Genomic DNA, 23,256 nt, shown 5'->3' with positions numbered 1-23,256 from the left:
CTACTCATCTCCTTTATTCCATATTACTTTTACACTTATATCAAGAGCTTTATAGGAATGGGTCAGATAGCCAAGAGAAATACAATCTACACCAGTATCACGATAGTCAGCGATGTTCGCTAATTGGATACCGCCGGAGGCCTCGGTAATGATCCCAGCTGGGACCAGTTTAATAAACTCCTTAATTTCTTCAGGTGTTCGGTTATCAAACATAATCACATCCGCACCCGCTTGAACTGCTTCTAGCACTTGTTCTTCCGTTTCTACCTCAACCTCAACTTTCACCATATGACCAGCCTTTTTTCGGACAGCTTCCACTGCCTTTGAAATCGAGCCAGCAAACGAAATATGGTTATCCTTAATCATGACTGCATCGTATAAACCAAAGCGATGATTAAAACCTCCGCCACAGCGAACCGCGTATTTTTCAAGCATTCTTAAACCTGGAGTTGTTTTTCGTGTATCACATACCTTTGTATGACCACTATCTAGAGTGTTAACCGTCTTTTGCGTTAAGGTGGCGATGCCGCTCATCCTTTGTACAAGGTTAAGGACCACCCGCTCTCCTTTTAGTAAGTCAGCGATTTTTCCTGAGACATGGGCAAGCTCTTGGCCCTTCTCAATTGCTTGGCCATCCTTCACAAACAGCTCAACGATAAGGTCATGATTTAAAAGATGAAAACCGGTTTTGATAATTTCCTCCCCGCAAAAGATACCCTCGTCCTTTGCCAGAAAAACAATTTTCCCCGTGGTATCATCCGAAAAAATGTAATCGGTTGTTAAATCTTGTTCGCCAATATCTTCAATAAAAAATTCCTCAAGTTGCGAGCGCAGTTTTAATGAGTTCATTATTTTTCTCCAATCCCAGATTCTTTTTATGAGTAATTGATTGACGTAACCAATTTTGATTGTCTTCTGACGGATAATCACTCCGATAGTGACCGCCGCGGCTTTCTGTCCTTTGTAAGGCGGCTTCGGTAATCAGACTCGCTGTAATCACCATAAAGATTTTGGATAGATCCGATCTGGAACATGTATCTAACTGGATTTGCTCCGCATTAAATTGAGCCAGCCAGGCTTGCTGCTTTTTCAAATTGGCTTCATTCCTAACAATCCCTACCCGCTCCATCATCAAATCCTTGATCCGCTGAATATCCGGTAAATTCAGCAACTTAGTAATAGCTGGCGGTAAGAAATCTCTAGTATCAAATTCTTGATACTCTGTTCCGGCGCCATTGATCCATTTTGATAATCGATCACCTTGATAGAGCCCCTCTAATAAAGAATTGCTCGCCAAGCGGTTGGCGCCATGCAGTCCTGTACAGGCAGCCTCTCCGATCGCATATAACCCATTAATGGAAGAGCGGCCCATTAAGTCCGTTTTAATACCGCCCATTAAAAAGTGGCTGCCTGGAGCGACCGGAATTTTCCCGTCCGCTAAACAAATACCGTTTTCTTCGCAAATAGCCGTAATCGTAGGAAATCTTTTGCTAAATTCTTTAATACTGCTAATATCTAAAAATACTTGTTTCCCTTTTTTAAGAAATTCATAGATTCTTTGTGAAACCACATGCCTTGGACCCAGGTCTTTCATGGGATGAATCCCTTCCATAATAGGAATTCCATTTTCGGTCACAAGGATCGCCCCATCACCTCGAACGGCTTCAGAAATTAATCCTTTTGTTTCACCGTTGATATACAAAAGGGTCGGATGAAATTGAATAAATTCCATATCGACAATTTCTGCACCTGCTAAGTAGGCCATCGCGATGCCATCACCACATACAGTACCAGCGTTTGAGGTGTAAGTGAACAATTGCCCACAGCCGCCGGAGGCCATAATGATGTGGCTTCCATAGAACTTTTGTATCGTCCCATCCGATTGTTTTGCTTTAACACCCACACAGCGAGTTTTTTCAGCGTTTAAAAGTAATTCGTAAGCAAATACATCTTCTTCAATCGTTACATTATTGGGGAGCCTGCTGATTAAATGTTCCATGACGTTTTTACCAGTGGCATCACCACCGCCATGGACAATTCTCTTTTCGCTATGGGCTCCTTCCATCCCTAAAAATAATTCACCATTTGAATCCTTATCAAAAACCTCTCCCTGCTGTGACAGGTTTCGGATTAAGGATGGGGCAGCGGCAATTATTTCCCTGACAGTATCCGGGTTATTATGAAATCTTCCCGCCTCAAGTGTATCCCCGATATGTTTGGATGGGTGGTCATTTGCTCCTAAAGCGGCAGCAATGCCCCCTTGTGCTAGATAAGAGTTTGCCGTTCTTAATTTCCCCTTTGTGAGTATTCTCACATTTAAATGATTATTTAATTGAACAGCCAGCTGTAACGCGGCTATCCCACTTCCAATAATTACTACATCATCATTTATCATGGATGACCCTCCTGGCATTAACAGGTGTCTTGACATATATATTTACACAGAATTAAACTAAAAACAAGTACTAAAAAAATTGATTATTGGAGAATTAGGATGATATATTTTGATTTTGCTGCGACAACTCCATTAGATCGGGATGCTGCTGAGGTTTATGTAAAAGTGGCAACAGAATACTTTGGGAACACCCAGAGTTTGCATGATATCGGCAGTCAGTCTCAATTTTTACTGGAAAATTGCCGGGAAGAATTGGCAAATATTTTTGGCATTGATAAAAAAGGCTTATATTTTACAAGCGGCGGGTCGGAAGGAAACTTCTTAGCGATCGAGGCCCTTTTGTCTGCTCCATTAAAGGTCGGGAAACATATTATAGCGGGCATGGCAGAACATTCCTCTGTCCATGGTGTTTTAAAGCGGCTCAAACAGGATGGCTACGAAGTCACCCTTATTCCGTTTAATTCAAATGGCTTGATTGACTTGGATCTCGCCCTCAGTTCAATTAGACCAGAAACGATTTTAATCACATTGCAGCATGTTAACTCAGAAATTGGGACCATCCAGCCAATCGAGGAAATGGCGAAAATAGCGAGTGCAAACAAAATTCATTTCCACAGCGACTTTGTCCAGTCCTTTGGAAAAATAAATGTAAAAAACATCGCTCCCTTGGTCAGCAGTTTTTCTTTCTCCGGTCACAAGATCTATGGACCTAAAGGGATTGGCGGCGTCTATATTAACGCGAACCTTTCTTGGGAGCCATTTTTCCCCGGGGGTTCACATGAAAGCGGCTTTCGGCCTGGAACAGTTAATGTTCCAGCGGTCGCTGCCATGACAGCGGCGGCTCAGAAAATTATCGGACGACTTGAAGAGGACCAAACTAAATTTCAATTCCTCCGAAAAGCATTTATTGAAGCGCTGAAGCCGGTAAAAGAATGGGTGGACATTTATCAAGCTGATGACGATCGACAGCTTGCCAATATTATTGGTTTGCGGATTTCTGGTATTGAGGGACAATGGATGATGCTCGAATGCAACCGTCTTGGATTTGCAATCTCCACGGGAAGCGCCTGCCAAATCGGAATGCAAACCCCTGCAAAAGTAACGGAGGCACTAGGATTAGAGAAGGATGAAGCAAAGGAATTTATTCGGATCTCGTTAGGTTCATCCTCGACAATGGAAGAAGTCGTTAAACTTGGGGAAACAGTGGTCAACATTGTGAAATCGTTCAAACGGCTTCCGTGATAGAAAGAAACGAACTGTGCTAGAATAAGTAGATAGATTAAATTTAAAGGAGATCTTTTATGGCTGAGCAAAAGAAAATTTTGGGAGAGGAAAGAAGGTCGTTCATCCTCCAGCAGCTGAAAGACAGCTCTGAACCGCTCACCGGCAGTGAACTAGCGACTAAAACAAATGTTAGCAGACAAGTTATTGTTGGAGATATTACCCTTCTTAAAGCTAAGAATGAACCAATTATTGCCACGAGCCAAGGCTATATTTATTTAAAGCCCAGCACTGGCACTCCGAGATTTGAAAGAACCATTGCCTGCAAACATACACCGGAAGACACAGAGAATGAATTAAATTTACTTGTTGACCATGGCGTGCTTGTAAAAGATGTTAAAATTGAACACTCCGTATACGGCGATTTAACTGCCTCTATCATGGTTTCTAACCGCCATGAGGTGAAGCAATTTATGGAAAATATTAAAAACTCGAAGGCTTCCTTATTATCTGAATTAACCGGAGGCTTCCACCTTCATACGATTTCAGCTTCAAGTACGCAGGTCTTAGATCAAGCAGAACAAGCCCTAAAAGCTGAGGGATATATAATGGAATAAAAACGAAGAGACCCGCTGCAGATTGCACGGGTCTCTTCGTTTATTAATCAAGATTTACGATTACCGATGGATAGCTTCCTAACACTTTGACGCCACAGCCAAGTGCTTCGAGCTCTGCTATGGCTCCTGGAATTAGCACATCGTCAAGTTTCATTTCAAGATCGATGATAAAGAAATAATTGCCAATTCCTGTTTTCATTGGTCTTGATTCAATTTTGGAAAGATTCAATTTTCTCCAGGCAAACGCCGACAATACCTGATGAAGAGCTCCAGCCTGGTCAGAAGGAAGTGTAACCATTAGTGTTGTCTTATAATGAGATGAGCCGCTTATTTCCGCAAAATCCAAGCCCTGCTCTGATAAAACAAAGAAGCTAGTATGGTTAAAATGAAAATCATGGATATCTTTTTGGACGATGGCTAGTCCATATTCTTTGGCTGCGAGTTCATTCGCAATCGCGGCCGCATTCATTTCTGGCTGCTCCATGACCATCTTCGCCGCTGCTGCTGTCGACGAGATACTTTCAATTGGTACACCTTTAAAATGGGTATGTAAAAACTTATGACACTGGGCAATTGCATGGGAATGGCTAAATACTTTTGAAACAGACTGCCAATGTTCCTTATTATCAGGATGAACCATTAAATGCTGTTTAATCGGCAGTGTGATTTCTCCGACAATTGGAATATCGACTACATGTGTTAAATAATCTAGTGTAATGTTTACTGATCCTTCAAGGGCGTTTTCAACCGGTACAACGGCTAAATCCACTTTATGATCTACGATGGCATCGATACTTTCTGGAATTGTATTATACGGTTCCAAATCGAATCCTTTAAAAACTTTACTTACAGCTAATTCTGTAAATGTTGCTTTTGGCCCCAAATAACCAACCTTCATGACTTTCCCCACTCCTCTGTATTTTTAAAAAGGAAGGCTAAAGACCCGGCCCATAGCGGACCTTGTCCACTACGCACCTGTTCCCAGCACTTCCACTTTTTCTACAAATTCAAGTTTTCTTAGTTCCGTTAGTAGATCGTCCAGCTTTGTTGTGATATTCGAAGTATTTAATGACAATGTCACATTGGCCCTGCCCTGAAGCGGAATCGTTTGGTGTATCGTCAGCACATTACATCCTGATAAGGCAACGACGCTTAACAAGTTAGACAACGTGCCTGAACGGTCTTCCAAATGAAAGAAAAGGGAAATGATCTTTTCCTTCTGAATTGTAGAAAAAGGAAAAACAGTGTCCCTATATTTATAAAAGGCGCTTCTGCTTAGGTCCGCTTTTAAAACGGCATCCGCAATCGAATCTGCTTTGCCTCTTTCAAGCATTTCTTTCACTTCAATCGTTTTCTTCATCGCTTCCGGCAAAACATCCTCACGGACCAAGTAAAACTTTTTATCAAAATTATCCATTTAAACTCTACCTCGTTCTTTTACGGAAAACTACTCAATAAACTCAAATTCGAACTCTAACAGCTTCACAATATCCCCATCTTTTGCTCCTCTTTGTCTTAGGGCATCATCAACACCAAAACCGCGCAGCTGACGGGCAAAACGGCGAACCGATTCTTCTCTTGAAAAGTCGGTCATCTTAAATAATCGTTCGAGCTTATCACCTGAAAGTACATATGAGCCGTCAGGGTCTCTTGTAATGGTAAAGGCATCCGGATCTGCTTCATGTTTATATAATACACGATGTACGCCAGTTACATCTTCCTCTTCATGCTCAAGAGGGAATTCTGGTGTCTGCTCAATTTTATCGGCAATCGCAAATAATAGGTCACGCAGACCTTTTCGAGTTAGGGCCGAAATAGGGAAAATTGGATAATCCTCTTCTAACTGCTCTTTAAACATTTCCAAGTGTTCCTCTGCATCCGGCATATCCATTTTATTTGCAACAATGATTTGCGGGCGCTCGGTCAATCTAAGGTTATATTCTTTTAACTCTTTGTTAATGGTCACAAAATCCTCGAATGGATCTCTTCCTTCCGTTGCGGCCATATCAATGACGTGGACAATTACCCTTGTCCTCTCAATATGCCGTAAAAACTGATGACCAAGTCCCACGCCTTCACTTGCGCCTTCAATTAATCCCGGCAGGTCGGCCATAACAAAGCTTCGGCCATCTTCTGTTTCTACCATACCAAGATTAGGTACGATCGTTGTGAAGTGATATTCAGCAATCTTTGGTTTTGCCGATGACACAACCGATAATAATGTCGACTTCCCTACACTTGGGAATCCAACAAGACCAACATCAGCAAGCAGTTTTAATTCAAGAATAACATCGCGCTCTTGCCCAGGCTCACCATTCTCAGCAATCTCCGGAGCAGGATTTTGCGGGGTAGCAAACCGAGTGTTTCCCCGCCCGCCGCGGCCGCCCTTAGCAATGATGGCCTGTTGACCATGTTCTACTAAATCAGCGATGACCTCTTTTGTTTCAGCATCGATAACCACCGTTCCAGGCGGAACCTTGACGATCATATCATGAGCGCCTCTGCCGTGCATTCCCTTGGACATGCCATGTTCTCCACGCTCTGCTTTGAAATGACGCTTATAACGGAAATCCATTAAGGTCCGTAAACCCTCATTGACCTCAAAGACAACATTTGCTCCTTTACCGCCATCTCCGCCGGCCGGTCCACCATTTGGTACATATTTTTCACGGCGAAAGGCAACCATCCCATTTCCGCCGTCTCCGCCTTTTACATATATTTTAACTTGATCGACAAACATCTAATTCCTCCAGTCTTGCACAATAAAATTAACTGATATTACAGCGAGTTATTTTTCAGCATTGGCATAAATAACTCGAGGGAGAGTTCGGTTTCTGTAAATTCCTTGACGGACAAATCCACCGTTTTATCCGATAGGAAGATCTCCATCAGTTCTCTGTTACTTATTATCCCGCTAAAATCAAAAAAGAAACGAACACCGTCTGATTGCGGTTCAATTGTAATCGATAGATTATTCTCTTGATATGGCTCAATCGCTTGATTCAAACTTCCAAAAAAGGTAGTTGTCCAATTAGTCACAGCCAAATCATTGATTTTTGAGGCTTCTGGATCAAACAGCACCTCATATTCCAATCTAAAGGAAGGATTTTCCCAGTTAGATTTTAAGAGCAGCGCAGCAAATAACGGCATATGTAAATTTGATAATTTTGTTTCATGCTGGGCCTCGATCACGATTTCGTCAATGACTTGTTTGGCCCGGTCAATCCGATTAAGATCGAGATTTCCCTTTATCAGCTGCAGCTTATTTAACCAATCATGTCGTGAGTGCCTTAGCACCTCCACGATATCCCATTCTTTCCCCATATGTACACTCCCACATTTAAGTGTTGACACTGTTTCCTGTTAGTATATCAAAAAAACATACATGAGTAGACTTTTTTGTATAAGAAAAGTTTTTTTAGAGGCAAAAAGAGCTTTCAAAGAAGATTATGGATGAGGATCTTTTATATAAAGGCTGTGTTAATTTGACGGTTGATTTCCGCTCCAATCAATCAACATGCTAATAATCAACCATAACCTTTAACACAGCCTATACAAAAAGAAAACTCTAACCAATCAGGTTAGAGTTTTCTGATGTATTTCTTACGCTTCTTGAGCAGCTGCTGGGTATACACTTACTTGTTTGCGGTCACGACCTAAACGTTCGAATTTAACAACGCCGTCGATTTTTGCAAAAAGAGTGTCATCACCACCGCGGCCAACGTTTTCACCTGGGTAAATCTTTGTACCGCGTTGACGGTAAAGGATAGAACCACCAGTTACAAATTGACCGTCTGCACGCTTAGCACCAAGGCGCTTTGCGATGGAGTCACGTCCGTTCTTTGTAGAACCTACTCCCTTTTTAGATGCAAACAATTGAAGATCTAATTTTAATAACATTTCATTCCACCTCCTGCTTTTTGAAGGTTATTTTAATGTGCTCTCCGTACTCTTCTTCTATCGTTCGTAATGAAACAGCCATCCCCTCAAGAAGAAGTTGAACTTTCTCATTTATGACTTCCGGAATATTTTCCGGAATTACACAGCGGAGAAAGCCATCTCCTTGTTCAATCTCTGGAGTGATACCTGTTATAGCATGCACTGCATTAATTGCACCAACGGAAACTGCAGATGCACCTGCACAGACAATGTCTTGTCCCCGATTGGCAAAAAAAGCATGACCGCTTATTTTAAACGATTGAATCGTGCCGGACTCAGTACGATAAATCGTAATGTTAATCATCTATTTTCCAACACCTTACGCGTTGATTTTTTCGATGACTACTTTAGTGTAAGGTTGACGATGACCTTGTTTCTTACGGTTGTTTTTCTTCGCTTTATACTTGAAAACGATGATTTTCTTTTGACGACCTTGCTTTTCAACTTTAGCTGTAACTGTAGCGCCAGCAACAACAGGGCTGCCAACTTTCACAGTTTCACCGCCAACGAAAAGAACCTTGTCAAAAGTAACTGTTTCACCAGCTTCAACATCTAATTTTTCAATGTAGATAGCTTGGCCTTCTTCGACTTTCAATTGCTTACCGCCAGTTTCGATAATTGCGTACATGAACTGCACCTCCTTATAAACTCAGACTCGCCAAATACAGGCGCTTATGCGTAAAGCAAAAGGCTTACTACCTGCACTGTGCGGTTGTAGCACGGGTGCGCTACAAACATAACATTAAGATACTAACACAGTTTAATTGAATATGTCAATACCATTTTGGGTACTTCATAGGTCAGTGAAGTTCTTTTTGAGAGAGTTCCTCCACAGCTCCAAACTGCTTTAGTTGATAAAAATAAGGTAAAGAAGGCTGTAGCGTAAAATATAGTTTAAGATGGAGAAGTTCTTCTAAAACCTCTCTGTGGGCCTCATTTGTCCCGAGGAGTGCCTCTTTTACCTCTGGATTTGTCTCTATAAGGATTGCCTCAAAATCGGCGTTCCGGTGGTCTAACAGCTCTCTCTCAAGCCGGAAGGCAACCGTTTCTGGACTAAGAATGCGGCCTGTGCCCTCGCAGACCGGACATTTAACCTTTAGTGCTTCTGATAAGGCAACCTTTGTCTTTTTCCTTGTCAACTGGAGAATGCCAAGTTCTGTAAACCCAATGATTTTCGTTCTTTTCTCATCCTTACTTAATGCCAATTCCACTGTACCGAGAATGGTTTGCTTGTCCTCTTCCCGGATCATATCAATAAAATCGATCAAAACAATTCCGCCAATATCACGGAGACGAAGCTGTCTGACGATTTCTTTTGCTGCGAGTTGATTGGTTTTGAGGACCGTTTCCTGGTAGTCCACCTTACCGGAAAATTTTCCTGTGTTAACATCGATAATCGTTAACGCTTCGGTCTCATCAAAGATAAGGTAGGCCCCATGATCAAGCCAAACAATCCTCTTTAGGGCTTTATCAATTTCATGCTCCACTTTGCTGCTAGAAAAAATATTTTCCTTACCGTTGTAATAAGTGAGGGTAACGTGATCGTTTACTGATTCTAGTAATTTTTTTAGAGAGATATCATCAACAATGATTTCGCCTGTTTTCATCCTTGCCGCTTGGGTGCTGATCATTTCAATAAAGGTGTCCTTTTGAAAAAGTAAACCGGGCTTTTTTAAGGCTGAGGCTTTTTGTAATAGTTCTTGATATTGTTCTCTTAGAGTATGTAGTTCAGCGGCGATCTCCTCTTCTGAACTATAAATCGCCGAGGTCCGGAAGATCATCCCTTCTTCTTCCGTTTTTAATTTGCTTCCGATTTGCCGCAATGCCGTTTTCTTCGATTCATTGGCAATTTTCTTAGATACCGCCACATATCGTCCCTGTGGCATATAAACGAGGTGATTTCCATCGATCTCAATGATTCCGTTAACTTTTGGGCCTTTGGTGCCTGTTGCATCCTTCTCGACCTGTACGAGCATTTTTTCACCTTGATGGACGAAGGAGGTGACGTTTTTTTGTTTTTCTGTTGATTGAACATATGATGGGAGCGCATTTCGGTTTAAATAAGCATTTTTCTCCTCGCCGATATCGATGAAAGCTGCGTTCATACCGGGCAGTACCTTTGTAACGGTCCCCCAATAAATATTGCCAACCAGCGAGCGATGTTCAGGTCGGTCAATGACAATATTTTCAACACGGTTATCTCTTAGATAAGCAAATCGCTTTTCCCGTGAATGGTAGTTGATAATTAATGTTTCCACTTGAGGCGTCCTCACTTTACAAGCTTTCTTAAAATCACAGAAGAAGCGCTCGTCATCCGGGCGCTTCTCTCACTTTTCTTATTATACCCTATTAGTAGGAAAAAAGAAGGTCGCTGATTTTATCGGTCAACCGCTTTTCCGAAAAATAAGCATGTAGGAGCTCGTTCTCATCGAGTGTTCCGGTTTCTCGGCCGTCTGCCTCGACAATAATCGGATGCTTGCAGCCACGCTGAAATTTTTCGAGGACATGGATTAACAAATCCTCTTCATTCGCCTGGATGGGCTTCAGGTTATCAAGGGTGGCCTTTTTCCCGTAATAACGCTCAAGTAAAAACCTCATAAAGATATAGCGGCGCTGCTTCCATTCATGGTAAAGCGAGAAAAACAAGAAGAAGATCACAACCCAAACATTCAAATGCAAAGGAGCTGTTACTATAATAATCATAGAAAACAAGCTCAAACAGCAAAGAGAAATCAGTAATGTCAGCTGATGGGCCCTTGGAAAAGAATCCTTTAATGAGAGCAGTAAAAATACCAGCTTCCCCCCATCAAGCGGCCAAACTGGGAATAGGTTAAAAACCAAGATCATCACATTATAATTGATAAAAAGGTGAAATAAATCTTCTGGGATCAGCTGAAGTGAAAATAAGACGTAAGCGAGCCCTACCATCCAGACATGCTGCAGCGGCCCGGCAAGCACCACAATCATCTCTTCCTTTAACGGACGGTTACCGTGCTCATCCATTTCAGCTACCCCGCCAAACGGAAGCAGGGAGATTTTTTTGATCCTCCAGGAAAAAAAAGAAGCCGCAGCAGCATGCCCCATTTCATGTATAAAAATAATCCCTAGCAGCAGCGAGACTTCAAGGAAATGGGCTGTAGCAATCGATAATGCAATCACAATCCACAACAACGGATGGATTGAAACCAGTCTTAGAAGTGTAATAGTCCTATTCAAAGCGGATCACCTGAATCGGATCGATAAAATTATCGTCTTTTTTAATGGCAAAATAGTATTGGCCTTTTGTCTTATCTTCCCCAGTAGAGGCAGACACTGTTCCAACTACGGTTCTCTTATCGACGTACTCATACAATTTCACCTTAACGTCGTCCAAATTCCCGTACCATGTTTCAGATTTATCAGAGTGCTGGATGATGACGGTTTTGCCAATCCCTTCTTTTACACCTGCAAAAGTAACCAAGCCGTCATTAATCGCTTGAACCGCGGCACCTTTTCCCGTTTCAATCATGATCCCCTGACCATTTTTTTGAAAGTTTTCAAGAATTTTTCCCATTGCTGGTACTGATAAATTCTGATTCTCTGCCACCGTTTTTTGATCAGAGGTTTTTTCGTCTGTAAAAGGCAGCAGTGCTAATGGTTTGCCGAACTTCTCCTCATACCAATTAGATACCACGGCAAACTTAAAGTCCTTGTCCATTTGACCTGTAATAAAGTCCCTAGCCGGCTCCAGTTTTACTGTATGATTACGGAATAAAATGGCAACGGCTAAGAAAAGAAGCGCTGAGGCCAAGATTTTGAAAAAGAACACTTCTTTTTTAAAGAGTGGATGCCCCTCATCATCGCCTCCATCCACGGAAGGACTCGTGTACTTAAAATCATAATGCTCATCATCACCAGGCCAAGTAATTTGGCGTTCAGGACTTTTAGAATTTGAATTTAAATTAGAATTGTTACCTTGTTCTTTTTTTCTTTTGGCGATTCGCCGCCGTATTTCTTCCGGTGTAGACCGCGCCATACCCCATCAACCCTTTTCCTACTTTTTTGTACAAGTTTATGTACGAGGAAGGACGAGTATGACAAACATTAAAAAGCCTGTCCGCAATTAAACGCGGACAGGCTCTAAAATTATCTTACGCCAAAAAACTTTTTAAGTTTAGTAAAAACACCTTTGTTTGCATCCTCAAGGGGCTGAAGCGGAATCGATTCACCAAGAATTCTTCTGGCAATATTCCGGTAGGCAATCGATGCCTTGCTATTTGGATTTAATGCAATCGGTTCGCCGTGATTCGAGGCTTTAATAACCTCTTCATCATCGGCAACAATGCCAACCAACTCAATCGATAAATGCTGGGTGATTTCATCAATATCAAGCATATCCCCAGTCTTCATCATATGATTGCGAATCCGGTTGACCACTAATTTAGGCGCTTCCATATTATTCTGTTTTTCTAAAAGACCGATTATCCGGTCGGCATCACGAACGGCAGATACCTCAGGCGTTGTCACAACAATCGCTTTATCGGCACCAGCTACTGCATTTTGAAAGCCCTGTTCAATCCCGGCTGGGCAATCAATAATAATATAATCATAGTCTTGCTTTAATTCGATCATTAATTCTTTCATTTGTTCCGGTGTTACTGCTGATTTATCAACAGTTTGAGCAGCCGGAAGTAAATATAATAAGCCGTCAAAACGTTTATCCTTGACCAAGGCTTGATGGATTTTACATCTTTTTTCTACAACATCCACCAGGTCATAAATAATCCTGTTTTCTAAACCCATTACTACATCCAAATTTCGAAGACCGATGTCTGTATCTACTAAGCATACCTTTTTTCCTTGAAGGGCCAAAGAAGTCCCAATATTAGCAGAAGTCGTGGTTTTTCCCACTCCGCCCTTACCGGATGTAATTACGATTGCCTCTCCCACCTTAATGTCCCCCTTCGAATCTGTTTAAATTAGGCCTTAATTGAACTAAAACTTGTAATCTATCAACAATGATTTTCCGGTCCTCATTTATGTAAGCACATTCCATTTCCCGCGGTTCATTGTTTTCAGCATGATCGGGTGCGCGATTAATTTGATCACTTATCCGGAGCTGAGATGGTTTCATACTAGACGCAGCAATCACTGCTTCCTCATTGCCAAAGCAGCCAGCATGTGCAACACCTTTTAATGATCCCATTACAAAAATATTCCCACCAGCAATGAGGGTTCCACCAGGGTTAACATCACCGATCAATAATAAATCACCAGGGGCTTCCAGCACTTGCCCTGATCGAATAATTTTAGAAACAGTCATTACCTCATTTTTAGTCTTTTGCTGTTTTGCTTCTTCGAGCGTCATAACATTCGAAACAATATCATCAACAACCAAGTTTCTTTTTTGGAGAATTAACTCTTTTAACTCTTCATGCTGCTCTAAGGATAAATAGCGGTTGCCCACGTTTACTTTTACAGAAATTAAATTGCGTTCGTCCTGTGTCCGGGAGTTTGCTGATAGCTTTTGATCCAGTTCCTTTTTTAGTTCCTCATAGGAACATGTATCGTCAAGATGAAGGACAAGGCCTTCCTTCGTACCCTTTATTGTAACATTTTGCCGCTTTTTCATGGAGATTTTTTCACCTCATAATAAGAAAACAATTTAGGAATAGGAGTCCTATGGTCCTATTCCAAATCAAAATATACAGACATTTAATAGAAATTCGACACGAGAGGTCCATTCTCCTCTTTTAAAAAGAAATCTAGTTTAAGACTAATCAGCCCGCATTGCATTCATATGTTTTTCAAACAACCTTTTTAATGGATATACCGTAATGAGCACGAATAGCGCATTTAAGATAAGCGTTGGGTAAAACCGCAAATTAATATAGCTCTTAAAATCGATGTCCGTCACATGGATCAAATGGTCCATTTCATATACGCCCACTTCTAATAAAGCAATCCCTACGATCGTTATGAGAATCGCAACAATAAAATTATTTTGCAGGATATCCAAGATTTTGGAAGCAAGATAGGCAACAAACGGAAAAAGGAAAAGGTAAATTCCAATAATTTCAATATAGACAATATCATACAAAAGCCCAAAGACGGCTGCATAAATAATCCCTTGTTTTTTGCTTACAAAAATAGTCAGAAATAATAAAGCGGCAAACAGAAAGTGAGGAGCGATTATTTTGCTTTGACCGAAAAGATCCTCTGGGACATATTGAACATATAAGCTTTCCAAAATAAATAAAAGCAGAAACAAAAGAGGGAGAAGGAATCTTTTCACGATTACTCCCCCGTTCCTGTTGTTGTATCAGCAGCTTGAGCCATAACTCTTTTCGTCACGATGACCGTTTTAATATCATAAAAATCAGCCCCTGGTTTTACCAAGGCCGTTAGGTTTAATCCATATTGGTCCTGTTTTACTTCGACCACTTTCCCGATCATTAACCCTTTTGGAAATACATCCCCTAATCCAGAGGTGATCACGGTCTGGCCTTTTTGAATGTCCGCACCAGAAGGGATGGCCTTGACCTGAAGTAATTTTTTCTCGCTGTCATAGCCTTCTACAAGTCCATATACATTGGTTTTCCCTTGAACAATCGCCGAAATTCGGTTCTTCGGATCCATTGAACTCAACAGCTGAACGGTCGAGCTAAATTGAGTCACACTCTTTACTTTTCCAATCAGGCCATTAGCTGTTACAACTGCCATATTTTTTTTAACACCACTTAATTTACCTTTGTCGATTATAATCATTTCATGCCAACGATCAGGGTTTCTTCCAATCACAGTAGCTGGAAGTGGTTCATAATCTCTCAGGGTCTTCTTTTCACCGAGAACATCACGTAATTCTTTATTGTCATTCTTCAGCTCCTGAACCTGTGCTTCAAGGCTGGCAAGATTTTCAACTCGTGATTTTAATTCTTTATTCTCTTCGTATGTATTGGTAAGGTCCTGGAGATTTTCAAAAAAGCCTGCAACGTAGTTAGTAGGCTTAGAAACCAAGGATTGAACCCAGCCGGTTGTATCTTTGACAAATTGCTCCGGCCAGGATAGTTTGCTTCTCTCCCTTAAAGAAAACCCAATCAATGCCACGAGAACAATAATGCTGACAAGCAAAATAATCAGTCGTTTATTCATAAAGAACTGTGGCATGATTATACACCTCATTTTTTCTATATAGATAAGAAAGTATTAGTCTTTAAAAAGTTCTTGCTTAACGAGTTTCCTTTGCTCTGTTTTTAAACAGATGGATATGGTCAAGAGCCTTCCCTGTTCCGATGGCTACGCAATCAAGTGGATTTTCGGCAATCAAAACAGGCATTTTTGTTTCTTCACTAATGACACTGTCCAAATTGCGAAGAAGCGCACCCCCGCCTGTTAGAACAATGCCACGGTCCATAATATCGGCAGCAAGTTCAGGCGGCGTTTTTTCTAACGTACTTTTTACCGCTTCTACGATCGCATAAACGGTATCATTAAGAGCGGACGCTATTTCTTTTGCTGTAATTTCAATTGTTTTTGGCAGACCTGTTAAGAGATCACGACCGCGAATCTCCATATTGTCGATTCCTTCTGGAGTTCCTGCAGAGCCGATTTCCATTTTAATTTGTTCTGAGGTGCGTTCCCCAATCATCAAATTATAATTTTTGCGGATATATGAAATAATCGACTCGTCCATTTCATCACCAGCAACACGAATGGATTGGCTCGTTACGATTCCTCCTAAAGAGATAATCGCGACTTCCGTCGTCCCTCCGCCAATGTCGACCACCATGCTTCCGGTTGGCTCCCAAACAGGCAGGTTCGCACCAATGGCCGCAGCAAATGGCTCTTCAATCGTATAGGCATCCTTTGCCCCGGCTTGTCTTGTTGCATCAATAACGGCTCTTTCTTCTACGGCAGTAATGCCTGATGGCACGCAGACCATGACATATGGCTTACCGGAAAAAAGATTATTACTTTTCTGTGCTTGACGGATGTGGTACTTCATCATCGCAGCGGTCGTTTCGAAATCCGCGATCACGCCATCCTTCATCGGCCTCATGGCAACAACGTTCCCCGGTGTCCGTCCAATCATATTTTTTGCGTCGTTCCCAACTGCTACGATACTTTTTGTATCGGTCTGCATGGCTACTACTGATGGCTCACGTAATACAATGCCTTTTCCTTTTACATAGACGAGGGTATTGGCGGTTCCCAAGTCAATTCCAAGATCTCTAGGTCTAATTCCAAACATACTGTTGTATCTCCCTTTCTGTTACTAAATGCACAAATTCTATAGGCAGGTAATCACCTTAATTATCATGTCTTTTATCGTACTATTTACATGGTTACTTTAAAAAACAGTCCTAAAAATCATACCCAATATTATATCCTAACGTCAAATAATATCCTAGTGTTATAAATATCCTTTTTCCTTTAAACTCACAAACTTGTTTTCACCGATAATCAGATGATCGAGCAAATCGATGCCAATGATCTTTCCGCACTCGACAAGACGCTTCGTGACCTCGATGTCTTCACGGCTCGGCGTGGGGTCACCGGAGGGATGATTATGCAGTGCAATGATTGAGGCAGCCGAACGCTTTAATGCTTCGCGGAACACCTCCCGCGGGTGCACGATCGAGGCATTTAAGCTGCCGATAAAGACGGTTTGTTTATGGATGACTTGATTTTTCGTATTTAAAAACAAACAGACGAAATGTTCTTGCGTCAAGAAGCGCATATCGTTCATGACATACTTCGCCCCGTCTTCCGGTGAGCGTATCACATAGCGATCTGTGTAATTGAGATTGGCTATTCTTCTGCCGATCTCAACCGCTGCAAGAATCTGAATCGCTTTAGCTGCACCAATCCCTTTGATTTCCGTCATTTCTTCTAACGTCGCTCCTTTTAACATGCGCAGACCATCAAAGTGCGTTAAAAGGCGATTGGATAATTGCAGGACCGATTCATCTTTTGTTCCGGTGCGAAGAAGGATCGCAATCAATTCATGATTGGATAGGCTTTGCGGTCCATGGTTAATAAAACGCTCTCTTGGTCTTTCATCCTGCGGAAAATCACGAATCATTAATGTATTTGTGGACATTTAATTTCCTCCCCTTTTAGTGGGAGTCTTTTTCTAATATGGCAAAGTGTATCCCGCCTTTTTCAATTCCCTTATGGTCCTTGCGACAGGCAGGCCGACAACCGCAAAATAGTCTCCATTTATTTTTTTGACTAGCATGCTTCCAAGCTGCTGAATCCCGTATGCACCTGCTTTATCAAACGGTTCACCACTTTGCACATAGGCGTTAATGTCTTCGTCTGTTAACTCCCAAAACCATACTTCTGTTCTTTCATAAAATTTTGTTGAACCCGTTGGAGTTACAATGGCAACACCTGTAAAAACTTCGTGCTGACGTCCTGATAACCTTTTTAACATACTAATGGCTTCTGCTTCGTCTGCTGGCTTTCCTAAAATTTGATTATCTACAACCACAACTGTGTCCGAGCCAATCACAAAGGCTTCTTGATTCTTCCGAAAAACGACCTGTGCTTTACGCTCGGCTAACTCCATAACTACTTCCTCTGGGGAGAGTGCAGGATCAAAGCTTTCATCAACATCACTGCTTGAGATCGCGAATGATAAGTGGAGATTTTCTAGAAGTTCTTTTCGCCGTGGAGAAGAAGAGGCTAAAATGAGGTTTTGCATTCAATCACCTTACCTTTTGACATTTTGTATAGGGAGATACATGTTAATCCTATCAGAAATTATAGAAGCAAACAATTTTAATATCATTAAATTTTGAAGATTATTGTCAAATTATGCAAAAAAATAATATTTCGGCACACAAGAAATAAGCCCCACCAAAATGGCAGGACTTATTTCCCGGAAAATATCAACTGTTGTCGACTACAATGAATAATAGGCACTTAAAAAGTTTAATAGATGCTGCTGAGCTTGACTTAGGCTCTTTTTATTTTTGGATTTTTGATAAGTATCTAGCTTATCAGCAGCGGTCGTTAATTCTGTTTTTAACTTCGTTACCTTTGCATTCTTTAGCCCGCTCGTCTTTAATTGATCCCCAAGACCTGTAATAGCCTTAGTCGATTCCTTAGAAAGTTCATTATTCAATAGAGCCGTTGAGGTTGCTAGTGATAACGTTTCATAGATAGAAGGTACATTCTTTAGGAAGCTTTTCTCTTTATCATTTAGACCGGATACTTGTTTCTCATCAAGTAACAGTGGCTTCGCAAAAACATCTCCGACACCATCTGCTTTATATTGATTGCCAAGTGATTTGGCTGTTTCAATGGAATCCGCTACCCCAAGGAATAAATATTGCTTACCACTGATTTCAACCAGCTGGGATGGAACACCTTTTGAAGTTACCTCGGTTGATGTTTCCTTCGCACCATCCTTTGAAGAGAATACACCGCCTTGGATTACATAGGTTGTCATTTGGTCTAAGGTAATAGCGTCCGATGATTTTTCCTCAGTATTGTCAGCTGTCGTATTTCCGTTTTCTTCGACCACTGTTGGTATTGTTTGCGTTCCCGTCTTATCCGATGGTCCTGTGATCACTAGTTTCAACATAACAAATCCAATTGTTGTACCTATTAGGATAGCAAAGGCAGCGGAAGTGACAATCGTGACGATGTTACGATCCTTTTTCTTTTTTGGATTGGTTGAAAAGGATGATATTTTGGGGAGGCTCGGCTTTTTTGTTTTTTTATCGCCTGCAATCGTAAATTCCTCTATATCTTGATCGGAGGATTCCGGAATGATCCAGTCAAAGCTTTCATCGACAGATTCCTGGGTGGCGGCTGTTTCTAAGAATCCATCATTTTCTAGTTTATTCGAATCTATTTCTATCACTCTTGGAATAGGTTCGATGTGTGGCTCGCGGTCGATTTTCTTTGGTTCTTCCTCAAAGGTTTTGGTTTCTCCATTTAATTTAATCTTGATTGTATTGCCTTTGTTAGGCTTGTCCACTGCTTGTACTCCTCTCTCTTCCGAAGGGTCATTGGGTTCATCCTAACATACAGACAAAAAAAAATAACAAGACTTTTGTCGTCTTGTTATGGTAGTCTTTCGTCAAATTGTTTGTTGGTTCGGCAAGATGAAAACTAAGGTTGTGTGGCTGCTGTTTCAGGGAACTTGCTTAACGGGTTGTCCTTGCCAGCTGGTGCTGGAGCATCCATTTTTGGAAGATCTGCTTGTAAATCAGTAAGACTTGGCATATAAAAAGCTGACACAGTAAGTGAATATGTTAGAGACTGCGTTTCTGTTTCGAGACTTGTAACCTCTTGTCCGCCTGTATAATTGATCGCTTCCACCGCAACAATTCTTGTAAGCGACTCTAATGTTTCAATGAATTTTTCCAGATCCTTATAGGTTGGTGATTCTACCTGTAACTGTACAGTTAGCTTTTTTAAACCGTTTGTCGCCGTTGTAGATTGCTGCTGGGTTCCAGCTTGCGTAGTTCCAGTTTGGTTTGTTGCAGCTGGACTGGACGTATCCTGAGTTGTTTGCGTTGCAGTGCTGGTTTGACCTGTTACAGCAGTTTGTGAATTTGCTTGATCTGTTGCCACGGTTACATCTGCATCTTTAGAAAAGCTCATCGTTTTGATCTCACTATCAGAAACCGTTTCGGCTTTTTCTAAATCGAGGATGAACTGTTCTTGAAGTGGCTGAACAGGTACCTTTTTCTGAAGTTCAACTGTATCTTCCGGTTCAGAATCAGCCGTTTCTGTTTTTTTCTTAGTAACTACATCTAATAACTTTTGTTCAGTCTTAAGTCCCTGTTGTTTGATGCTTAAATCAGACTTTAATGGACTGAGCGAGAAGAACTGAAAATAAACAATCATGATGACAATTAAAAAAGCACCTGAGCCTACGATGATTTTGTCTATTTTAGAGAGACGGAATTTCAAGGAGCAGTCACCCCTTCCTCATCCTCCTTGCTTTTATCCGTTAATTCTTTTATTGCCTCTTTATTAAACGTAATTTCAAATTGTCCAACGTATCGAGGAAGAATATTATTATCAGGCTTCGTTGTGCTTTTAGACGTTCCATTTGCAGCAACACCTGTATTTGTCGAGTTTGAGTTGCTTAGGTTAGTTGTCGTGCCCGCTGTATTAGTCTGATTAGTCTGTCCACTCGTAGTCGTACTTTGACTATTTGTGTTTGCAGTAGTAGTACTCTGTGCAGTTGAAGCCGTGTTAGTCGTACTAGCAGTGGTTTGTCCAGTTGTACCAGTTGCAGCATTCTGGCTGGTTGACTGGGCTGCACTATCGGTAGTTTCCTCAGAATCATTTGCGTTTAATGAATTAAGACTTGCATCTTCAATCAAGTCCGATTCTTTTAGGTATTCTAAAAAGTAGGCTGCTTCACGAGTGGTGTCAAATTGCACACTAATGGTTACCGTTCCAGTCTCTGAAAACGCAAAGGACTGGATGAATCCACGTTCCGGCAGGAGTGAATTAAGATGTCTCATTACCGGGATGGTTTGAATCGGATAGGCATCTGCCCAATCTACAGCCGATTTTAATAAATCAACGGATGTAGAGGCTTCATTCGTTTGCGCACTTTGTTGTTCTTTTTCCGTAATTTTTTTAGTCATTGTCATTTGCTGATCTACTGATTCGACATCGCTCTTAACAGATTTAATCTCCCAAAAATAAACGCCGCCGATCAAGATTAAGACAGCAGCAATAGTAAATAGATAAACGATGTTAAATTTCTTAGGTTCTTTTTGAGGAAGCAGGTTAATTTCTACTAGCATTATTGCACCTCTTTTAAAGCAAGACCTAATGGTAATAAAAAATTGGTCGGGATGCTCGGATGTTTACTTATCGCTTCATTGTCAATCGTAATGAAATCTACTGGAATATCGTATCTTTCTTTCATTTCATCATATATGGCCATTAACATCGGATGGTCGCCATTTAAGAGAAACTTTGAAATATCCGGCTTATCATTATTATTGTGTGAATAACGGTAAAAATCTAATAACTTATTCATCTCTTTAAAGATATCTTCAAATTGGATAACCAGTTCTTCAGGTTCTCCTTTAAACTTACAAACCATTAATCCTAATGTATCTCGAGAGATTTCCCACTGATCCATATCAAACGGCAAGGAGAACTGCCGCATCACCAACGGGACTGATTCATCAAAAATACATAAGTTCACACTAGTTAAATCAAACTGAACAGTGAATAAAACTTCATCTGCTTCGGCCCGTTCTAGTTTATGATACAAACGGTACAAGGATAACGGGGAAATGTCGGCCGCGACAGGATTCATTTTTAAACGGCTAAGCAAATCGACGTATTCCATCACATTATGCTCTGGTGCAGCAAATAATAATAAATCCTTCGTTTTCCCATTTTCCAGAAGTGAGTAATAATCGAATACAGGTTCTTCAAATGGTAAATGGATACTAGAACCGAGCTCTAAATATAGATACCCCTTTATTTCATCATCTTGAACATCGGCTGGGATCGTGACCTTTCGGATAATGACAAGCGGATCTGGAACAATAAAACGAATAGAACGTCTCTTGATTTTCCATTCGTCAATACATTCCTCGAGAATGTTCGATAGAGAATCCATATCAAAAATCTTTCCGTCCGTAATGATCCCAGGCGGCAAGAAGCGCTCAAACCATCTATGTAGTGTCGGCGGATTCTCTTGTTTCAATTCCAAAAAGCGAACTGCAAGGTCATTTATTAACAGATTGATTATTCTGTTTTTAGGTAAAAAGAGGGAAAATACCATAAGTTGAGCCCCTTAGTAAAATATCCTTAGTAAATGATTAAAGTAAAAGTCAATAAGATCCCAACCCCAGAAATAGGCTGTTAGTGTTCCGGCTGCTATAAATGGGCCAAATGGGATAGGCTGACGCTTTTTTACGATTCTAAATAGGAGCGCTAAGCCGCCAATAACTGCGCCGAATAATGTTGCAAAGAAGAATGATAATAACACTAATTTAAAACCAATTACAAAACCGATTAAGGCATATAGTTTAACATCACCAAAACCCATACCGCCTTTACTGACCACAGCTATGATGAGGAGTAGCAGAAATCCTGTAACAACACCTATGAGGCTGTCCCACCAGGGGGTTAATGGCCACATGAATCGTTCCAATAAAAAAATCCCTGCAAACCAAATTAAAATTTTATCAGGGATGATCATATAATGAATATCAGACACGGTGATTATTATAAACATTGAGATAAACGTCAAGGCGACTATTAATTCTCCAGACCATCCAACAACGTATGGTGCTAGTGTAAAGAGGAGGCCGGTTAATAGTTCAAAAGTCGGATAGATAGGAGAAATCCGCGACTGACAGCCGCGGCATTTCCCTTTTTGAAGCATATATGATAAAACCGGAATTAGTTCAAATGGTGTTAACTGATGTCCGCAAGTTGGACATGCAGATCTGGGTGAAATAATTGATTGTTTTAATGGTAATCTTAGACCTACAACATTAAAAAAAGAACCTAAAATTAAACCAATTATGAAGATATAACTATTAATAAATATCATATTACTTTCTAGATAATGTTGCTAGGTTTTCTTCCGTTAATGTTCCTGCTATAGTTTCAATAGTTGTAGTATCTGCTGCCTCATGGCCTGTAATAGAGTAGACGTTAGTATTAATATCGTAAGTAACAGTAAAATCTTTATCTTTAACCTTTGATAGATACTTATCTAGTGGACCTCCAGAAGAAGTTTGTGTCCAAGTAACAGAGGTTAAAGTTGCAGGTGTTCCTGTTTTATTAAATGTAACCCCTGTAGGAGCTGTACCATTAAGATCGAGATCAGTATAAGCTAATTTTGCAGCTTCAAGAATTTGAGTTGCCTCTGCAACTTTTGCATCATCTTTACTCTTTGCAATTACATTTCCAATTGCTGGGATTGCGATTGCCGCAATAATACCCAAAATAACAATTACAGCCAACAATTCAATTAGTGTAAAACCTTTTTGATCTTTCATTTTTGCTTTTAAAGCTTGTACCATTTTCCTGCTCCTTCTGGTTCTATGAACCTAGTAATATTTCTCTATGAGTATACAATAAATGACATCATTG

Annotated in this window: 27 protein-coding genes and 1 other annotated feature; of the genes, 2 read left to right on the top strand and 25 right to left on the bottom strand. The window is 40.9% G+C overall.

All coding sequences use genetic code 11. The annotated features are described in order from the left end of the window. Both nadC and nadB read right to left on the bottom strand, forming a co-directional pair. Positions 1 to 849: a carboxylating nicotinate-nucleotide diphosphorylase gene (nadC, locus tag COD92_RS04385; RefSeq protein ID WP_098529858.1), complete on the bottom strand. Its 849-nt coding sequence runs from the start codon at positions 847 to 849 to the stop codon at positions 1 to 3. Continuing rightward, positions 818 to 2,395, bottom strand: coding sequence for an L-aspartate oxidase (nadB, locus tag COD92_RS04380; RefSeq protein WP_098529857.1), 1,578 nt, complete (start codon positions 2,393 to 2,395; stop codon positions 818 to 820). The genes nadC and nadB overlap by 32 nt, the downstream gene beginning before the upstream one ends. 99 nt (positions 2,396 to 2,494) lie before the next feature. Here nadB and COD92_RS04375 point away from each other — a divergent pair, with 99 nt between their 5' ends. Both COD92_RS04375 and COD92_RS04370 read left to right on the top strand, forming a co-directional pair. Beyond that, positions 2,495 to 3,637, top strand: a complete 1,143-nt coding sequence (locus tag COD92_RS04375; protein WP_098529856.1) for an IscS subfamily cysteine desulfurase — start codon at positions 2,495 to 2,497, stop codon at positions 3,635 to 3,637. Positions 3,638 to 3,696: 59 nt separating this feature from the next. Next, on the top strand, positions 3,697 to 4,233 hold the full coding sequence (locus COD92_RS04370; protein WP_098529855.1) for a transcription repressor NadR: 537 nt from the start codon (positions 3,697 to 3,699) through the stop codon (positions 4,231 to 4,233). 43 nt (positions 4,234 to 4,276) lie between these two features. Here the strand turns inward: COD92_RS04370 and pheA are convergent, their stop codons facing one another. The 23 genes from pheA to COD92_RS33165 all read right to left on the bottom strand — a co-directional run bounded on the left by pheA (position 4,277) and on the right by COD92_RS33165 (position 23,186). Further along, the gene (gene pheA, locus COD92_RS04365; RefSeq protein ID WP_098529854.1) at positions 4,277 to 5,131 is read right to left on the bottom strand and encodes a prephenate dehydratase; all 855 of its coding nucleotides are present in this window, start codon (positions 5,129 to 5,131) and stop codon (positions 4,277 to 4,279) included. Positions 5,132 to 5,200: 69 nt separating this feature from the next. Next, entirely contained in the window at positions 5,201 to 5,650 is a 450-nt protein-coding gene (locus tag COD92_RS04360) for an ACT domain-containing protein (RefSeq protein ID WP_098529853.1), read from the bottom strand. A 30-nt stretch (positions 5,651 to 5,680) separates the two neighbouring features. After that, positions 5,681 to 6,973, bottom strand: coding sequence for a GTPase ObgE (gene obgE / locus COD92_RS04355; RefSeq protein WP_098529852.1), 1,293 nt, complete (start codon positions 6,971 to 6,973; stop codon positions 5,681 to 5,683). 38 nt (positions 6,974 to 7,011) lie between these two features. Continuing rightward, positions 7,012 to 7,557 (bottom strand): Spo0B C-terminal domain-containing protein, encoded by a 546-nt coding sequence (locus COD92_RS04350; protein ID WP_098529851.1) that lies wholly within the window; start codon positions 7,555 to 7,557, stop codon positions 7,012 to 7,014. 279 nt (positions 7,558 to 7,836) lie between these two features. Further along, the gene (rpmA, locus tag COD92_RS04345) at positions 7,837 to 8,133 is read right to left on the bottom strand and encodes a 50S ribosomal protein L27 (RefSeq protein ID WP_098529850.1); all 297 of its coding nucleotides are present in this window, start codon (positions 8,131 to 8,133) and stop codon (positions 7,837 to 7,839) included. 1 nt (position 8,134) lies between these two features. Next, a complete protein-coding gene (locus COD92_RS04340) occupies positions 8,135 to 8,476 on the bottom strand; it encodes a ribosomal-processing cysteine protease Prp (RefSeq protein WP_098529849.1) in 342 nt (113 codons plus the stop codon). A gap of 15 nt (positions 8,477 to 8,491) precedes the next feature. Further along, positions 8,492 to 8,800, bottom strand: coding sequence for a 50S ribosomal protein L21 (gene rplU / locus COD92_RS04335; RefSeq protein WP_098529848.1), 309 nt, complete (start codon positions 8,798 to 8,800; stop codon positions 8,492 to 8,494). 13 nt (positions 8,801 to 8,813) lie between these two features. Further along, positions 8,814 to 8,896: a sequence feature (ribosomal protein L21 leader region), on the bottom strand. A gap of 76 nt (positions 8,897 to 8,972) precedes the next feature. Beyond that, positions 8,973 to 10,430 carry an Rne/Rng family ribonuclease gene (locus COD92_RS04330; protein ID WP_098529847.1) on the bottom strand — a complete coding sequence of 486 codons (1,458 nt, stop codon included), beginning with the start codon at positions 10,428 to 10,430 and terminating at the stop codon, positions 8,973 to 8,975. A gap of 91 nt (positions 10,431 to 10,521) precedes the next feature. Further along, positions 10,522 to 11,388, bottom strand: coding sequence for a M50 family metallopeptidase (locus tag COD92_RS04325; RefSeq protein ID WP_098529846.1), 867 nt, complete (start codon positions 11,386 to 11,388; stop codon positions 10,522 to 10,524). Continuing rightward, entirely contained in the window at positions 11,381 to 12,187 is an 807-nt protein-coding gene (locus tag COD92_RS33570; RefSeq protein ID WP_098529845.1) for a M23 family metallopeptidase, read from the bottom strand. The genes COD92_RS04325 and COD92_RS33570 overlap by 8 nt, the downstream gene beginning before the upstream one ends. Positions 12,188 to 12,297: 110 nt before the next feature. Continuing rightward, a complete protein-coding gene (gene minD, locus COD92_RS04315) occupies positions 12,298 to 13,101 on the bottom strand; it encodes a septum site-determining protein MinD (RefSeq protein WP_098529844.1) in 804 nt (267 codons plus the stop codon). Between the two features lies 1 nt (position 13,102). After that, positions 13,103 to 13,783: a septum site-determining protein MinC gene (gene minC, locus COD92_RS04310; protein ID WP_098529843.1), complete on the bottom strand. Its 681-nt coding sequence runs from the start codon at positions 13,781 to 13,783 to the stop codon at positions 13,103 to 13,105. 144 nt (positions 13,784 to 13,927) lie between these two features. Then, complete coding sequence (gene mreD / locus COD92_RS04305; RefSeq protein ID WP_098529842.1) at positions 13,928 to 14,446, bottom strand: rod shape-determining protein MreD; 519 nt, start codon at positions 14,444 to 14,446, stop codon at positions 13,928 to 13,930. A 2-nt stretch (positions 14,447 to 14,448) separates the two neighbouring features. Continuing rightward, positions 14,449 to 15,318: a rod shape-determining protein MreC gene (gene mreC, locus COD92_RS04300; protein ID WP_098529841.1), complete on the bottom strand. Its 870-nt coding sequence runs from the start codon at positions 15,316 to 15,318 to the stop codon at positions 14,449 to 14,451. Positions 15,319 to 15,379: 61 nt separating this feature from the next. After that, a complete protein-coding gene (locus tag COD92_RS04295) occupies positions 15,380 to 16,402 on the bottom strand; it encodes a rod shape-determining protein (protein ID WP_098529840.1) in 1,023 nt (340 codons plus the stop codon). A 162-nt stretch (positions 16,403 to 16,564) separates the two neighbouring features. Next, entirely contained in the window at positions 16,565 to 17,254 is a 690-nt protein-coding gene (gene radC, locus COD92_RS04290; protein ID WP_098529839.1) for a RadC family protein, read from the bottom strand. 33 nt (positions 17,255 to 17,287) lie between these two features. Further along, the gene (locus COD92_RS04285; protein WP_098529838.1) at positions 17,288 to 17,860 is read right to left on the bottom strand and encodes a Maf family protein; all 573 of its coding nucleotides are present in this window, start codon (positions 17,858 to 17,860) and stop codon (positions 17,288 to 17,290) included. 201 nt (positions 17,861 to 18,061) lie between these two features. Beyond that, complete coding sequence (locus COD92_RS04280; protein ID WP_098529837.1) at positions 18,062 to 19,144, bottom strand: SPOR domain-containing protein; 1,083 nt, start codon at positions 19,142 to 19,144, stop codon at positions 18,062 to 18,064. Positions 19,145 to 19,278: 134 nt separating this feature from the next. After that, on the bottom strand, positions 19,279 to 20,085 hold the full coding sequence (pilO, locus tag COD92_RS04275; protein ID WP_098529836.1) for a type 4a pilus biogenesis protein PilO: 807 nt from the start codon (positions 20,083 to 20,085) through the stop codon (positions 19,279 to 19,281). Further along, on the bottom strand, positions 20,082 to 20,936 hold the full coding sequence (locus COD92_RS04270) for a PilN domain-containing protein (protein ID WP_098529835.1): 855 nt from the start codon (positions 20,934 to 20,936) through the stop codon (positions 20,082 to 20,084). Before COD92_RS04270 ends, pilO begins: the two co-directional genes overlap by 4 nt. Beyond that, a complete protein-coding gene (pilM, locus tag COD92_RS04265; protein ID WP_098995906.1) occupies positions 20,936 to 21,934 on the bottom strand; it encodes a type IV pilus biogenesis protein PilM in 999 nt (332 codons plus the stop codon). The genes COD92_RS04270 and pilM overlap by 1 nt, the downstream gene beginning before the upstream one ends. Positions 21,935 to 21,946: 12 nt before the next feature. Next, entirely contained in the window at positions 21,947 to 22,711 is a 765-nt protein-coding gene (locus COD92_RS04260) for a prepilin peptidase (RefSeq protein ID WP_098995905.1), read from the bottom strand. A 1-nt stretch (position 22,712) separates the two neighbouring features. Beyond that, complete coding sequence (locus COD92_RS33165; protein ID WP_098529833.1) at positions 22,713 to 23,186, bottom strand: type II secretion system protein; 474 nt, start codon at positions 23,184 to 23,186, stop codon at positions 22,713 to 22,715. Positions 23,187 to 23,256: the final 70 nt, after the last annotated feature.

The sequence above is a fragment of the Bacillus sp. AFS037270 genome, assembly GCF_002585305.1.
Note: the sequence above shows the minus strand (reverse complement) of the source record. Positions and strands in the feature narration are given on the sequence as shown.